This window comes from Brachybacterium sp. P6-10-X1 (genome assembly GCF_001969445.1).
Taxonomy (GTDB): domain Bacteria; phylum Actinomycetota; class Actinomycetes; order Actinomycetales; family Dermabacteraceae; genus Brachybacterium.
Genome location: NZ_CP017297.1, coordinates 268,335 through 283,134 on the forward strand (window position 1 = coordinate 268,335; position 14,800 = coordinate 283,134).

The following is a 14,800-nucleotide window of genomic DNA, read 5'->3' on the forward strand; positions in this document are numbered from 1 at the left end:
ATACGATCGCTCCCATGCAGAAGGCCGTTCCCCCCTCCTCATCGACCACCTCGGCGGTCACGGCACCGCCCAGCGGATTCGACCGGTTCTTCCGGATCTCCGAGCGTGGCTCGACGCCCGTCCGCGAGATCCGCGGTGGGCTGGTCACGTTCTTCTCGATGTGTTACATCGTGGTGCTCAACCCGCTGATCATCGGGACCGTGCCGGACTCGACCGGCCAGTTCCTGGGCGGAGGGTCCGAGCCCAACCTGCCGGCGGTGGCCGCCGGCACCGCCCTGATCGCGGGCCTGCTGAGCATCTTCATGGGGGCCTGGGCGAAGTTCCCGCTGGCGCTGGCGACCGGGCTCGGCCTGAACGCCTACATCGCCTACTCGGTGGTGCCCCTGCCCGGGATGACCTGGGGCGGGGCCATGGGCCTGGTCCTGCTCGAGGGCGTGGTCATCCTGGTCCTGGTGCTGACCGGCTTCCGCAGAGCGGTCTTCAACGCCGTGCCGCCGTTCCTCAAGACCGCGATCGCCGTCGGCATCGGTCTGTTCATCGCCTTCCTCGGACTGTTCAACGCGAAGTTCGTGACCACCGCGACCGGCACCCCCGTGCAGCTGGGCAACGACGGCTCGCTGACCGGATGGCCGACCGTCGTGTTCGTCGCCGGGCTGCTGCTGATGTTCGTCCTCTGGGTGCGCAAGGTCCCCGGAGCCATTCTCATCGCGATCATCTCGGCGACCGTCCTGTCGATCGTCATCGAGCGCTTCCTGCACCTGGGGGCCTTCGCAGCGCCGGACGACACCGGCGCGGGCGGGAATCCCGGCGGCTGGGCGATGAACGTCCCGGCGATCACCGAGTTCCCGATCCAGGTTCCGGACTTCGCGACCCTGCTGACCGTCGATCCGATCGGGGGCATCACCGCCGCCGGCGGCATCGGCGCGATCGTCATCGTCTTCTCCCTGCTGCTGGCCGATTTCTTCGACACCATGGGCACGATGGTCGCCGTCGGCTCCGAGGCGGACCTCGTCGACGAGAAGGGGGAGATCCCCTATTCCCAGAGGATCCTGGTGGTGGACTCGGTGGCCGCGATCGCCGGCGGCGCCGGCGGCGTCTCCTCCAACACCAGCTTCGTCGAATCCACCTCGGGCGTCGCCGAGGGGGCGCGCACCGGCCTCGCCTCGGTCGTGGTCGGCATCGCCTTCCTGCTGACGACCTTCCTGTCCCCGCTGGTGGCCCTGGTGCCCTACGAGGCCGCCACCCCCGCCCTGGTGATGGTCGGCTTCCTGATGATGACGCAGGTCTCCGACCTGGACTTCACCGACGTCGAGGTCGCCCTGCCGGCCTTCCTGACCATCATCCTGATGCCCTTCGCCTACTCGATCACGGTCGGCATGGGTGCGGGCTTCCTGATGTACGTCCTGATCCGAGTGGTGCGCGGCAAGGCGCGCGAGGTGCACTGGCTCATGTACGTCATCGCGGTGCTGTTCATCGTGTACTTCCTGCGAGGAGCCCTCGAGGGCCTGGTGCTGTGATGGCGCGCGGTGCGCAGGAGGCGTCCGACGGGCCCGACGAGGCTGCCGCCGACGGCGCGAGGGCCGCTGACGCGGCCACCGGGGGCGCGAACGACGAGGTCACCGGGGGCGCGCACGACGAGGTCACGGAGTTGGCGGCCGACCTGCGACGACTGCTGCTGGTCTCCTCCCGGATCCTGCGGTCCCACACCGCGTCGGAGGACGTCTCCGCCTCCCAGTTCTCCGTGCTGGCGTATCTGCAGCGCTCGGGCACCTCGACGCCCGGCGCCCTCGCCGACTTCGAGCACGTCAGCCCGCCGGTGATGACCCGGATTCTGGGCCGCCTCGAGGAGGCCTCCCTGGTGCAGCGTGCCGCGCATCCCGCGGATGGCCGCCAGGTGCAGGTCACCCTCACCGACGCCGGGGAGCAGGTCGTGCTCGAGGGACGCGCCGAGCGCGACGCCTGGCTGCGCCGCAGACTCCAGGCAGCAGGACCCCAGGAGCGCCGGACCCTCCGCGAGGCGACGGCGCTGCTGAGACGCACGCTGGTCGAGCGGCGCGACTGAGCGTCGCAGCGACCGGCCCCGGCGGGCGATGCGATGTCGCGGCGTGACCCGCCGACGCAGGACGACCGGGCATTGCCGTTCCCGTGACACGGACGCGCACCGGACACGGAACGGCCGGACCACCTCGAAGGGGGTCCGGCCGTCATGCGGCGAGCGGCCTCCTGGGCCCCGCAGCTCAGGCAGAACGATCCAGCACGTGGTCGAGCACGGCGAGGAGCGCAGCGACGTCGTCCTCCCCGACGGCCGGGAAGGTCGCGATCCGCAGCTGATTGCGCCCCAGCTTGCGATACGGCTCGATGTCGAGAACGCCGTGGGCGCGCAGCACGGCGGTGATCGCCGTGGCGTCGATCGACTCCTCGACGTCCAGCGTGGTCACGACCTGGGAGCGGGCCCGCGGGTCGCTCACGAAGGGCGTGATCTCGGGGCGTCGGGCAGCCCACTCCTGGAGCATGCCGCTGGTGGCGGCCGTGCGCGCATCCGCCCAGGCGAGGCCGCCCTGATCGAGCATCCACTCGATCTGCTCCACCATCAGCACCAGGGTCGCCACCGCCGGGGTGTTGAGGGTCTGATCCTTCCGCGAGTTCTCGATCGCACTGGTCAAGGAGAGGAACGAGGGGATCCATCGATCCCCGGCGGCGGCGAGGCGCTCCGCCCGCTCGATCGCGGCAGGGGAGAGGAGGGCGAGCCAGATCCCGCCGTCGGAGGCGAACGCCTTCTGCGGAGCGAAGTAGTACGCATCGGTCTGGGCGACGTCCACCATCACCCCGCCCGCGGCGGAGGTGGCATCGACCAGGACCAGCTGATCGCCGCCTGCCCCGTCGGGACGGCGCACCGGCGCCATCACCCCCGTGGAGGTCTCGTTGTGGGGCCAGGCGTAGGCGTCCACGTCCTTGCGGGACACCGGGGCCGGGAGCGAGCCGGGGTCGGCCCGCACGATCTCGGGTTCGCCGAGGTGCGGGGCATCGGCGACCTCGGTGGCGAACTTCTGGGAAAACTCGCCGAGGACCAGATGCTGCGAGCGGCGTTCGATCAACTCCAGGGCGGCGACATCCCAGAACGCGGTGGACCCGCCGTTGCCGAGAACGACCTCGTACCCCTCCGGCAGCGAGAACAGTTCGCGCAGACCGGCCCGGATCCGCGCGACGAGCTGCTTGACCGGGGCCTGGCGGTGCGAGGTGCCCAGCACCGAGCGGGACATGGAGCTCAGCACGTCCACCTGCGCATCCCGGATGCGGGAGGGACCGGAGCCGAAACGACCGTCCGACGGGAGCAGCTCCCGGGGGATCGACAGACCGCGGATGGTCTCGGCGCGTGCGGTGCGGGCATCGGACATCGGCTGCTCCTGAAGATGCGTCAGCGGTGCCGTCGGCGGGTCCGGCGGCGGTGATGTCCATCCTGCCAGTCACCGGCCCCGGGCCTCCGAGCGGTCCGCGTCCGGCACCCGGACCGGCGAGAGCCATGGGAAGATCGGAGCATGAGCCGTGCCGATCTCGACAAGCAGCCGTACGACGTCGCGGGGATGTTCGACAGCATCGCCGGGCGATACGACCTCATGAACGACGTCGCCGCCCTGGGGCAGGTCCAGATGTGGCGCTCCGCGATGGTCGACGCGCTCGAGATCGAGGCCGAGGACACGGTGCTGGATCTTGCGGCAGGCACCGGCACCTCGTCCACCGCGATCGCCCGCGCCGGCGCCCGCGTCGTCGCCGCCGACTTCTCTCTGGGGATGATGGCCGAGGGCCGACGCCGAGGGGCCCCGGTCCCGTTCATCGGTGCGGACGCGCAGCACCTGCCCTTCGCCGAGGACTCCTTCGACGCCGCCGTGATCTCCTTCGGTCTGCGCAATGTGCACAGGCCGCAGTCCGCTCTGGCCGAGATGGTGCGCGTGGTCCGGCCCGGGGGACGGGTGGTCGTCTGTGAGTTCTCGACCCCTACCTCGCCGTTGTTCCGCACTGTCTACGAGAAGTACCTGCTGCGTGCGCTCCCGGCGGTCGCCCGACGGGTCGCCACGAGCGCGGAGGCCTACGACTACCTCGCCGAGTCGATCCTCGAATGGCCCGATCAGGAGTCCCTGCGCCGCTGGTTCCTCGACGGCGGCCTCGTCCGGGCTCAGTACCGGAACCTCACCGGGGGGATCGTCGCGCTGCACCGTGGGGTCGTGCCTCACACCTGAGGACCGGCCCTCGGTCAGCAGCTCCGTCCGCCGGCGCCACCGCACCGCCCGGAACCTCGAGAAGGTCCAGCTGACCTGCATCGTCGTCCGCGCCGCGACGATGTGTCGCAGCACACGGCCGGAAGGCGCGTTCTGGCTTGACGGGTGGTCGGGACCTGCGTAATGTTCTTCCTCGTGCCCAGCAGAACGGGACAGCGGAAAGGCCGGAAGGTTTGACCGTGAATCTCGGACTGGCGGGTACGACAGGTCTCTCCGGAAGGAGTTGGCGCGGCGGGGATCACATCCCACCGAGTTGACATGGGGGACCGGAACCCCTAAGTTATAAGGGTTGCCCCGGAGCTGAAGAGCCGAAAGGTTCGGATCTCTGAGTGCGCGTGTTGCTTGATATCTCAATAGCGTGTCTGTTTATTGATGCCATTATTTTGAATGGCAAATTTTAACGGATGATTAGCAGTTTATGCTAGTTGTTTGTTGTTTGCTGGGATTTTTCTATGTTTTCATGGAGAGTTTGATCCTGGCTCAGGACGAACGCTGGCGGCGTGCTTAACACATGCAAGTCGAACGATGACGGTGGTGCTTGCACTGCCTGATTAGTGGCGAACGGGTGAGTAACACGTGAGTAACCTGCCCCCCTCTTCGGGATAACCTCGAGAAATCGAGGCTAATACCGGATATGAGTTTCCACCGCATGGTGGTTGCTGGAAAGTTTTTCGGTGGGGGATGGACTCGCGGCCTATCAGTTTGTTGGTGAGGTAATGGCTCACCAAGGCGATGACGGGTAGCCGGCCTGAGAGGGCGACCGGCCACACTGGGACTGAGACACGGCCCAGACTCCTACGGGAGGCAGCAGTGGGGAATATTGCACAATGGGCGAAAGCCTGATGCAGCGACGCCGCGTGAGGGATGACGGCCTTCGGGTTGTAAACCTCTTTCAGTAGGGAAGAAGCGAGAGTGACGGTACCTGCAGAAGAAGCGCCGGCTAACTACGTGCCAGCAGCCGCGGTAATACGTAGGGCGCAAGCGTTGTCCGGAATTATTGGGCGTAAAGAGCTTGTAGGTGGCTTGTCGCGTCTGCCGTGAAAACCCGAGGCTCAACCTCGGGCGTGCGGTGGGTACGGGCAGGCTAGAGTGTGGTAGGGGAGACTGGAACTCCTGGTGTAGCGGTGAAATGCGCAGATATCAGGAAGAACACCGATGGCGAAGGCAGGTCTCTGGGCCATTACTGACACTGAGAAGCGAAAGCATGGGTAGCGAACAGGATTAGATACCCTGGTAGTCCATGCCGTAAACGTTGGGCACTAGGTGTGGGGGACATTCCACGTTTTCCGCGCCGTAGCTAACGCATTAAGTGCCCCGCCTGGGGAGTACGGCCGCAAGGCTAAAACTCAAAGGAATTGACGGGGGCCCGCACAAGCGGCGGAGCATGCTGATTAATTCGATGCAACGCGAAGAACCTTACCAAGGCTTGACATGGACCGGACGGCTGCAGAGATGTGGCTTTCTTTGGACTGGTTCACAGGTGGTGCATGGTTGTCGTCAGCTCGTGTCGTGAGATGTTGGGTTAAGTCCCGCAACGAGCGCAACCCTCGTTCCATGTTGCCAGCGCGTCGTGGCGGGGACTCATGGGAGACTGCCGGGGTCAACTCGGAGGAAGGTGGGGACGACGTCAAATCATCATGCCCCTTATGTCTTGGGCTTCAAGCATGCTACAATGGTCGGTACAATGGGTTGCGAAGCTGTGAGGTGGAGCGAATCCCAAAAAGCCGGCCTCAGTTCGGATTGGGGTCTGCAACTCGACCCCATGAAGTCGGAGTCGCTAGTAATCGCAGATCAGCAACGCTGCGGTGAATACGTTCCCGGGCCTTGTACACACCGCCCGTCAAGTCACGAAAGTCGGTAACACCCGAAGCCAGTGGCCCATCCTCGTGAGGGAGCTGTCGAAGGTGGGATCGGTGATTGGGACTAAGTCGTAACAAGGTAGCCGTACCGGAAGGTGCGGCTGGATCACCTCCTTTCTAAGGAGCATCACCATTATGGTGGCCATCGTCCTGCCCGAGTGTGGTGGGGGTGGTTGCTCACGGGTGGAACATCGATGAATGGGCACTTCGCTGGTTCTTGCTGGCTCTAGTACGACTCCGTGTTGCGGGGTGTGGAACGAGTGGGGTGGGCTGGTTCGAGGTGGAGACACGCTATTGGGTTGTGAGGCTGCACGCGTCCCTGGTGCCTGTGGGTGTCGGGGTGTGTGGCTGGTCCTCCCTCGTCATGAGTCACTGTTGTGGTGGTCGTGGTGGGTGTGGGGTTGTTTCTTGAGAACTACATAGTGGACGCGAGCATCTTGTAAGCAATTTTTATGATTTTGTGTCTTTGTGTTGCTAAGTTTTTTAGAGCGCACGGTGGATGCCTTGGCAAGAAGAGCCGACGAAGGACGTGTGAGTCTGCGTTAAGCCTCGGGAGTTGACAACAGAGCTGTGATCCGAGGATGTCCGAATGGGGAAACCCACCGCGAGTCATGTCGCGGTACCCGCCATTGAATGTATAGGTGGTGTGGAGGGAACGCGGGGAAGTGAAACATCTCAGTACCCGCAGGAAGAGAAAACAAAGAGTGATTCCGTGAGTAGTGGCGAGCGAAAGCGGAGGTGGCTAAACCTGGTCTGTGTGATACCCGGCAGGGGTTGCAGGTTGGGGGTTGTGGGACGTGTCTGGTCTGTCTGCCGGCGGATCGACGTGGACGCATAGTGGTAGTCGAAGTCGTGGTGAGTGCGACGGCGTAGAGGGTGTGACCCCCGTAGACGAAACTGGTGTGCGGCGTGATGCTGTTCCCGAGTAGCACCGGGCCCGTGAAATCCGGTGTGAATCTGCCAGGACCACCTGGTAAGCCTGAATACTACTTCTTGACCGATAGCGGACAAGTACCGTGAGGGAAAGGTGAAAAGCACCCCGGGAGGGGAGTGAAATAGTACCTGAAACCGTGTGCTTACAATCCGTCGGAGCCTTGAGGGGTGACGGCGTGCCTTTTGAAGAATGAGCCTGCGAGTTAGTGGTCGGTGGCGAGGTTAACCCGTGTGGGGTAGCCGTAGCGAAAGCGAGTCTGAACGGGGCGTTCAGTCGCCGGCTCTAGACCCGAAGCGAAGTGATCTATCCATGGGCAGTGTGAAGCGCGGGTAAGACCGCGTGGAGGCGCGAACCCACTTCAGTTGAAAATGGAGGGGATGACCTGTGGATAGGGGTGAAAGGCCAATCAAACTTCGTGATAGCTGGTTCTCCCCGAAATGCATTTAGGTGCAGCGTTGCGTGTTTCGTGTCGGAGGTAGAGCACTGGATAGGCGATGGGCCCCACCGGGTTACTGACCTTAGCCAAACTCCGAATGCCGATACGTGAGAGCGCAGCAGTGAGACTGTGGGGGATAAGCTTCATGGTCGAGAGGGAAACAGCCCAGAACATCAGCTAAGGCCCCTAAGCGTGTGCTAAGTGGAAAAGGATGTGGAGTTGCTGAGACAACCAGGAGGTTGGCTTAGAAGCAGCCACCCTTGAAAGAGTGCGTAATAGCTCACTGGTCAAGTGATTCTGCGCCGACAATTTAGCGGGGCTCAAGTACACCGCCGAAGCTGTGTCACTCCAGACGTATGTGCTGGGGTGGGTAGGGGAGCGTCGTGCAGCCGGTGAAGCCGCGGGGGAACCCAGTGGTGGAGGCTGTACGAGTGAGAATGCAGGCATGAGTAGCGATAGACGGGTGAGAAACCCGTCCGCCGATTGATCAAGGGTTCCAGGGCCAGGTTAATCCGCCCTGGGTTAGTCGGGACCTAAGGCGAGGCCGACAGGCGTAGTCGATGGACATCGGGTTGATATTCCCGAACCGATCGTAGGAGGACCCATACCGAGGCTTCCGATGCTAACCACCCGAGCTGGCCCCATACCCTTCGGGGTGTGGAGGTTGGTGAGGCTGGGAACCAAGGTTGTAGTAGGTCAGCGCGTGGGATGACGCAGTGAGGTAGCTTCCGCGGACTTAATGGAATAGTCCGTCTAAGCGTGCAGCCCGGCCCCGGGTAATGCTGGGGCCATGAGGGTCAGACGTGATGGGGATCCCGTAGGGGCGTAGGTGAGTGATCCTGTACTGCCTAGAAAAGTTCCGGCGTGACGAATACGGTCGCCCGTACCCTAAACCGACTCAGGTGATCAGGTAGAGAATACCGAGGCGTTCGAGAGAATCGTGGTTAAGGAACTCGGCAAAATGCCCCCGTAACTTCGGGAGAAGGGGGCCCGAACCGTGAGAGCGGTGAGGGCCGCAGAGACCAGGGAGAAGCGACTGTTTACTAAAAACACAGGTCCGTGCGAAGTCGTAAGACGCTGTATACGGACTGACGCCTGCCCGGTGCTGGAAGGTTAAGAGGACCGGTTAGACCCTTTTGGGGGTCGACGCTGAGAATTTAAGCCCCAGTAAACGGCGGTGGTAACTATAACCATCCTAAGGTAGCGAAATTCCTTGTCGGGTAAGTTCCGACCTGCACGAATGGCGTAACGACTTCTCCACTGTCTCAACCGCGAACTCGGCGAAATTGCATTACGAGTAAAGATGCTCGTTACGCGCAGCAGGACGGAAAGACCCCGGGACCTTTACTATAGTTTGATATTGGTGTTCGGGACGGCTTGTGTAGGATAGGTGGGAGACTGGGAAGCATTCACGCCAGTGAGTGTGGAGTCATTGTTGAAATACCACTCTGGTCGTTCTGGATTCCTAACCTCGGTCCGTGATCCGGATCAGGGACAGTGTCTGATGGGTAGTTTAACTGGGGCGGTTGCCTCCTAAAGAGTAACGGAGGCGCTCAAAGGTTCCCTCAGCCTGGTTGGCAATCAGGTGTTGAGTGTAAGTGCACAAGGGAGCTTGACTGCGAGACAGACATGTCGGGCAGGTGCGAAAGCAGGAACTAGTGATCCGGCACTCCATTGTGGAATGGGTGTCGCTCAACGGATAAAAGGTACCCCGGGGATAACAGGCTGATCTTGCCCAAGAGCTCATATCGACGGCATGGTTTGGCACCTCGATGTCGGCTCGTCGCATCCTGGGGCTGGAGTTGGTCCCAAGGGTTAGGCTGTTCGCCTATTAAAGCGGTACGCGAGCTGGGTTTAGAACGTCGTGAGACAGTTCGGTCCCTATCCGCTGCGCGCGTTGGATATTTGAGAAGTCCTGTCCCTAGTACGAGAGGACCGGGATGGACTGACCTCTGGTGTGCCAGTTGTTCTGCCAAGAGCATGGCTGGTTGGCTACGTTGGGAAGGGATAACCGCTGAAAGCATCTAAGCGGGAAGCCTGCTTCAAGATGAGATATCCATGCACCCTTGTGGTGTGAGAGGCCCCCAGTAGATGACTGGGTTGATAGGCCAGATGTGGAAGCGCAGTAATGTGTGGAGCTGACTGGTACTAATGGCTGATGACTTAACAACACGTTTATTGTTTATTGTTGTGTGTTCGCGTCCACTGTGTGGTTCTGGAGAAACAATCCCGGGGCACCACTATTGTTGTGGTGTTTGTGGGCTGGTTGTCTCGTCGTGTTACGGCGGTCATAGCATCGAGGAAACGCCCGGTTCCATTCCGAACCCGGAAGCTAAGCTCGATTGCGCCGATGGTACTGCACTCGGGAGGGTGTGGGAGAGTAGGACGCCGCCGGACATCTTCCATGGGAGTGGGAGGCTGTTGGAGACCCCTTGTTCGAGAGGGCGGTCTCGCGCCTCCCACTCCTTTTTTGTGCTCTGATGCCCTGCGCCCTGCGCCCTGCGCCCTGCGCCCTGCGCCCTGCGCCCGGTGTCCGGTGCTTGGTGCTTGGTGCTCGGTGCTCGGTGCTCGGTGCCTGGTGGCCGGTGCCCTGATTGTCGGTGCCCGTCCCGGTCCGTCGGAGAGCCGCGACCGCGTGTTGGGCCGCTGGGTGTGAATGGTCGGGCACCCGCGCTGGCGGAATGGGCCAGCCTGCCGCACGGAGCGCGGCGGGAGCCGGCTTCCCGCTTTGTGCGCGTCCCGGTGCCGGCCTGCCACCCGGCGCGCGTGCCGGAGCCGGCTCATTGTGTCCTGCTGCACCGCCTGGTCGTCGACGGCCAGCCTGCCGGTGAAAGCAGTCACGGAACGCGCCCTACCGATGAGTCAAATCCGCCGGACGGCCTAGGCTGTGCACCTGACAATGGCATAGGGCGAGACGACGAGAGACGGACGGTTCACGTGGCTGAGCACAGCAACAGCAACAGCGACCGCGGGCGCGGCAGCACGAGCCGAGGCGACCAGCGGCGCGATCAGCGCTCCTCCGCGCCCCGCGCCCGGCCCGAGCACCGCGGTGGGCAGTCCTCCTCTCGCCCCGGCTCGTCCGGAGACGGTTCTGGGAGAACGCGCGATGATCGCTCGGCCTCGGTCGGTGACCAGCGAGGATCCTCCCGCCGGCGGCCCGAGGACTCCTCCGGTCGCAGTGATCGCGCCCGCGCTGAGTTCGGAGGCCGTCCCTCCCGCGATGACGATCGCGCAAGCGCGCCGTCACGGCGCTCCGGCGTCCGCGACGGCGACCGCTCTCGAGCGGATCGGGGAAACCGCCAGGACGGTCGGCCGTACCGGGGGGATCGCCAGGACGGTCCTCCGGGCCGAGGCGACCGACGGACGAGCGGCGGCCGAGGATCTGATGAGCGTCACCGCCCGCGGACCGGCGGACCGCGCGAGACGCGCGATGACCGCCCGGGCGAGAAGCGCGACCCGCGCAGTGTCCGTGACCGCGGACGCCGTGACGACCGGCCGCACCGCGGCCCGGGCGATGACCGCCGGGGAGGCGGTTCCGGCCCGGACCGCGGTCCGGCAGGCGGCCGAGGCGAGGACCGCCGCTCCTCGCGTCCTGGCCAGGAGGCCCGGGCGGATCGGCCCTTCGAGCCCAGGATCCCCGACGACATCACCGGCCGCGAGCTCGACAAGGAGCTGCGGGAGGAGCTGCGGGGGCTGAGCAGGGAGACGGCCGAACGCGTCGCCCGGCACCTGGTCGCCGCCTACCTCCTGGAGGACTCCGACTCCGAGCTCTCCCAGGCGCACGCCCGTTTCGCCGCTCGCATCGGCGGGCGCGTCGGCGGTGTGCGCGAGACCTACGGGATCCTCGCCTACCGCGCTGGCGACTACCGCACCGCCGTCCGCGAGCTGCGGACCTCCTTGCGCATCACCGGGCGCACCGATGTGCTCCCGATCATCGCCGACTCCGAGCGAGGCATGGGACGCCCGGAGCGGGCGCTCGATCTCGCGGCCTCCGACGACGCCGCCGCCCTCGGCGTCGACGCGGCCATCGAGCTGATGATCGTGGTCGCCGGGGCCTATGCCGACACCGGCGACGTCGAAACCGCCCTCCGCACCCTCGAGGTCCCCGCTCTGCGCCACAAGGTCGACGGTCGCTGGCAGGTCCGCCTGTGGGTCGCCTACGCCGATCTGCTGGACCGGGCGGAGCGCTCCGAGGAGGCGAGGCGCTGGATCACCCTCGCCGCCGATGCCGATTCCGAGGGCCTGACGGACGCCGCCGAGCGGCTGGGACGACCCGCGCCGGCGAGGGAGGAGGAGCCTGCCTTCGGACACGACGAGTCCGTCGCCGTCCTGGACGCCTACGACCCGACGTCCGACGAACCCGCCGGGGCCGACGCCTCCGCGCAGGTCGACGGCGAGCGCGCCGCCCCCGGTCCCCTGGGCGCGGGCACGAGGGGACCGGCATGATCCGTCGGCCCGATCCCTCCCTGCTGGATCTCTACGACGCCCTGCTGCTGGACCTCGACGGCACGCTCATGCATGGCGCCACCCCGATCCCGCACGCCGCCGAAGCGGTGGACCACGCCCGCACCGCCGGCGTCACCGTCGTCTTCGCGACCAACAACGCCTCCCGCACCCCGCGCCAGGCCGCGGACCACCTCGCCCAGGTGGGCGTCACCGCGCAGCCCGAGGAGTTCGTGACCTCCCCGCAGGTCGCCTCCCGTCTGCTCGCCGACCGCCTCGAGCCCGGCCAGAAAGTGCTCGTCGTCGGCGGCGAGAGCCTCGCCGCCGAGATCCGAGAGGTCGGTCTCGACCCCGTCACGACCGACGGCCCGGACGTCGTCGCCGTCGTCCAGGGGTGGTCCCCGACCCTGGACTGGCCGATCCTCGCCGAAGGCGCCTACGCGATCGGCCACGGCGCCTGGTGGATGGCGACCAACATCGATGCCACCCTGCCCACCGAACGCGGCATGGCCCCCGGCAACGGCGCGATGGTCGCGGCGCTGCGCCACGCCACCGGCGTCGCCCCCGCCGTCGCCGGCAAGCCGGAACCCGGCATGTTCACCGTCGCCGCCCGAGATGCGGCATCCCGTCGGCCGCTGATCATCGGCGACCGCCTCGACACCGACATCGAGGGAGCGGTGCGCGCCGGCATGGACTCCCTGCTGGTCCTCACCGGCGTCGACGGCATCGATGCGGCCCTGCGAGCGGACCCCGTGCGTCGACCCACCTTCATCCTCGCCGACCTCTCCGAGCTGGGGGCACCGTTCCCGCTGCCGGTGCTGGACGGTGATCGAGTCCGCTGCGGGGCGGTCGGCGCCCGCTGGGCCGACGGCGACATCGTCCTGACCGACCGGCTCGAGGACCCACGGGTGCTCCGTGCCGTCCTGGCGCTCCTGCACGCGAACGCCGCGCAGGGCCCCTGGACCGGACGGCTCCTGGACAGCCAGGGCACCGAGCAGCACCCCACCGACCGGTGAGTCCGGAGCGCCTCGACGTCGCCCTGACCGCCGCAGGGCTCGCCCGATCCCGCAGCCACGCCCGCCGCATCATCGACGAAGGTCGCGTCCGTCTGGACGGCCGCCCCGCGCCGAAGCCCTCGACCCCGGTCCCCGCCGCGGCGCTGCTGCAGGTCGTCGACGTCCCCGACGGCGTCGAGTACGCCTCCCGAGCCGCGCACAAGCTCCAGGGGGCGATGGGCACTCTCGGCCTGGATCCCGCCGGGGCCCGCTGCTTGGACGCCGGAGCCTCCACCGGGGGCTTCACCGACGTCCTGCTGCGCCGCGGGGCGGACTCCGTGATCGCCGTCGACATCGGCCACGACCAGCTCGTCGAGCACGTGGCCCGCGATCCCCGGGTGAGCGTGCGCGACGGCACCAGCGTGCGCGACCTCACCCCGGAGCTCGTCGGCGGCATCGTCGACCTCCTCGTCGCGGACCTCTCCTTCATCTCCCTGCGCACGGTGATCGCCCCGCTGGCGAGCGTTGTACGCCCCGGCGGCGATCTGCTGATCATGGTGAAACCCCAGTTCGAGGTGGGGCGGGCTGCGCTGCCGCGCACCGGCGTGGTCACCGACCCCGCGGCCCGCATCGCCGCCGTGACCGGGGTCGCCGGGGCCGCCGTCGGGGCCGGGCTGGCGCTGCATGGCGTCGGCCCCAGCGCCCTGCCCGGTCAGGACGGCAACCGCGAGTACTTCCTGCACCTGCGGCCCACCGGCGTGACCTGCACGATGGACGAGGTCGCCTGTGACATGATCGGGGACGCCGTGCACGAGAACCGGCCACGCCTTCGCGAGATCCCGACCGACACGCCGAGCACCACGGCCGACGCCCCGGCCGATGCCCCGACCGACGACCAGGAGGACTGACCAGATGCGACGGTTCCTCCTCTATGTCCACACCGGGCGGCGCGCCGCTCTGAGCGCGATGCTCACCGTCCTCGAGGAGCTCACCCGGCGCGGCGTGCGCGGGGTGGTGGTCGACGAGCAGGTCGACGAGATCTTCGCGCTGCCCGAGAACACGGCGCCCCCGAAGCTGCTGACCTTCCTCACCAACGGGGGAGTGGACGTGCTGGACGCCGTCTCGGCCGCCGACCTCGTCGAGCTCGGCATCGTCCTGGGCGGCGACGGCACCATCCTGCGGGCCCTGGAAGCGGTCCGCGAGGCCGACGTCCCGGTCCACGGCGTCAACCTCGGGCACGTCGGCTTCCTCGCCGAGAGCGAGGTCGAGGACCTCTCGATCACCGTCGCGCGTCTGCTGGACGGGGACTACGAGATCGAGAAGCGCGCCGCGCTCGAGGTGCACGTCCGGGACGCCGACGACCAGCCCGTCGCGGAGCACTGGGCGCTGAACGAGGCCTCGCTCGAGAAGGCCGACCGGCTCAAGATGATCAACGTCGCCATCGAGATCGACGGCCGCCCCGTCTCCTCCTTCGGCTGCGACGGCGTGGTGCTGTCCACCTCCACCGGGTCGACCGCCTACGCCTTCAGCGCCGGCGGGCCCGTGATCTGGCCCGAGGTCGACGCGATGCTGCTGATCCCGCTGGCCGCCCACGCCCTGTTCGCCCGCCCGCTCCTGCTGGGCCGCTCCTCCGAGGCGGCGATCGAGATGACTCTCGACAACCGCGAGGACGGCATCCTCACCCTCGACGGCCGCCGCACCGCCGAGATCACCGCCGGGATGCGCGTCGAGGCCCGCCTGTCCGAGCAATCCGTGCGCCTGGTCCGCCTGAGCACCACCCCCTTCGCGGACCGGCTCGTCGAGAAGTTCCAGCTCCCGGTCGTCGGCTGGCGGGGACGCAGCCCGCGCACGCGTTGAGG

General features: G+C 66.2%; 8 protein-coding genes and 3 rRNA genes. 10 read left to right on the forward strand and 1 reads right to left on the reverse strand.

The genetic code is table 11. From position 1 onward, the window contains the following. Positions 1-14: 14 nt before the first annotated feature. Together BH708_RS01205 and BH708_RS01210 are read left to right on the forward strand one after the other, a co-directional pair. The gene (locus tag BH708_RS01205; protein WP_076805952.1) at positions 15-1,517 is read left to right on the forward strand and encodes an NCS2 family permease; all 1,503 of its coding nucleotides are present in this window, start codon (positions 15-17) and stop codon (positions 1,515-1,517) included. Beyond that, positions 1,517-2,062, forward strand: a complete 546-nt coding sequence (locus BH708_RS01210) for a MarR family winged helix-turn-helix transcriptional regulator (RefSeq protein WP_083713175.1) — start codon at positions 1,517-1,519, stop codon at positions 2,060-2,062. Before BH708_RS01205 ends, BH708_RS01210 begins: the two co-directional genes overlap by 1 nt. 175 nt (positions 2,063-2,237) lie before the next feature. Here BH708_RS01210 and serC read toward each other — a convergent pair whose 3' ends face one another. Continuing rightward, positions 2,238-3,395: a phosphoserine transaminase gene (gene serC / locus BH708_RS01215; protein ID WP_076805954.1), complete on the reverse strand. Its 1,158-nt coding sequence runs from the start codon at positions 3,393-3,395 to the stop codon at positions 2,238-2,240. 141 nt (positions 3,396-3,536) lie between these two features. Between serC and BH708_RS01220 the strand changes: the two genes are divergently transcribed. From BH708_RS01220 to BH708_RS01255, 8 genes are all read left to right on the forward strand, one after another. After that, positions 3,537-4,235, forward strand: coding sequence for a demethylmenaquinone methyltransferase (locus BH708_RS01220; protein ID WP_076805956.1), 699 nt, complete (start codon positions 3,537-3,539; stop codon positions 4,233-4,235). A gap of 496 nt (positions 4,236-4,731) precedes the next feature. After that, a 16S ribosomal RNA gene (locus BH708_RS01225) occupies positions 4,732-6,250 on the forward strand. 355 nt (positions 6,251-6,605) lie between these two features. Then, positions 6,606-9,674 (forward strand): 23S ribosomal RNA (locus BH708_RS01230). Positions 9,675-9,783: 109 nt separating this feature from the next. Further along, positions 9,784-9,900: ribosomal RNA gene (gene rrf, locus BH708_RS01235) — 5S ribosomal RNA — on the forward strand. The 16S, 23S and 5S rRNA genes sit together here, the layout of an rRNA operon. A gap of 1,425 nt (positions 9,901-11,325) precedes the next feature. Further along, the gene (locus BH708_RS01240) at positions 11,326-11,949 is read left to right on the forward strand and encodes a hypothetical protein (RefSeq protein WP_253705435.1); all 624 of its coding nucleotides are present in this window, start codon (positions 11,326-11,328) and stop codon (positions 11,947-11,949) included. Further along, the gene (locus BH708_RS01245) at positions 11,946-12,962 is read left to right on the forward strand and encodes an HAD-IIA family hydrolase (RefSeq protein WP_076805958.1); all 1,017 of its coding nucleotides are present in this window, start codon (positions 11,946-11,948) and stop codon (positions 12,960-12,962) included. The genes BH708_RS01240 and BH708_RS01245 overlap by 4 nt, the downstream gene beginning before the upstream one ends. After that, positions 12,959-13,849 (forward strand): TlyA family RNA methyltransferase, encoded by an 891-nt coding sequence (locus BH708_RS01250; protein WP_083713177.1) that lies wholly within the window; start codon positions 12,959-12,961, stop codon positions 13,847-13,849. Before BH708_RS01245 ends, BH708_RS01250 begins: the two co-directional genes overlap by 4 nt. 4 nt (positions 13,850-13,853) lie before the next feature. Continuing rightward, positions 13,854-14,798 (forward strand): NAD kinase, encoded by a 945-nt coding sequence (locus BH708_RS01255; protein ID WP_076805961.1) that lies wholly within the window; start codon positions 13,854-13,856, stop codon positions 14,796-14,798. Positions 14,799-14,800 lie beyond the last annotated feature (2 nt).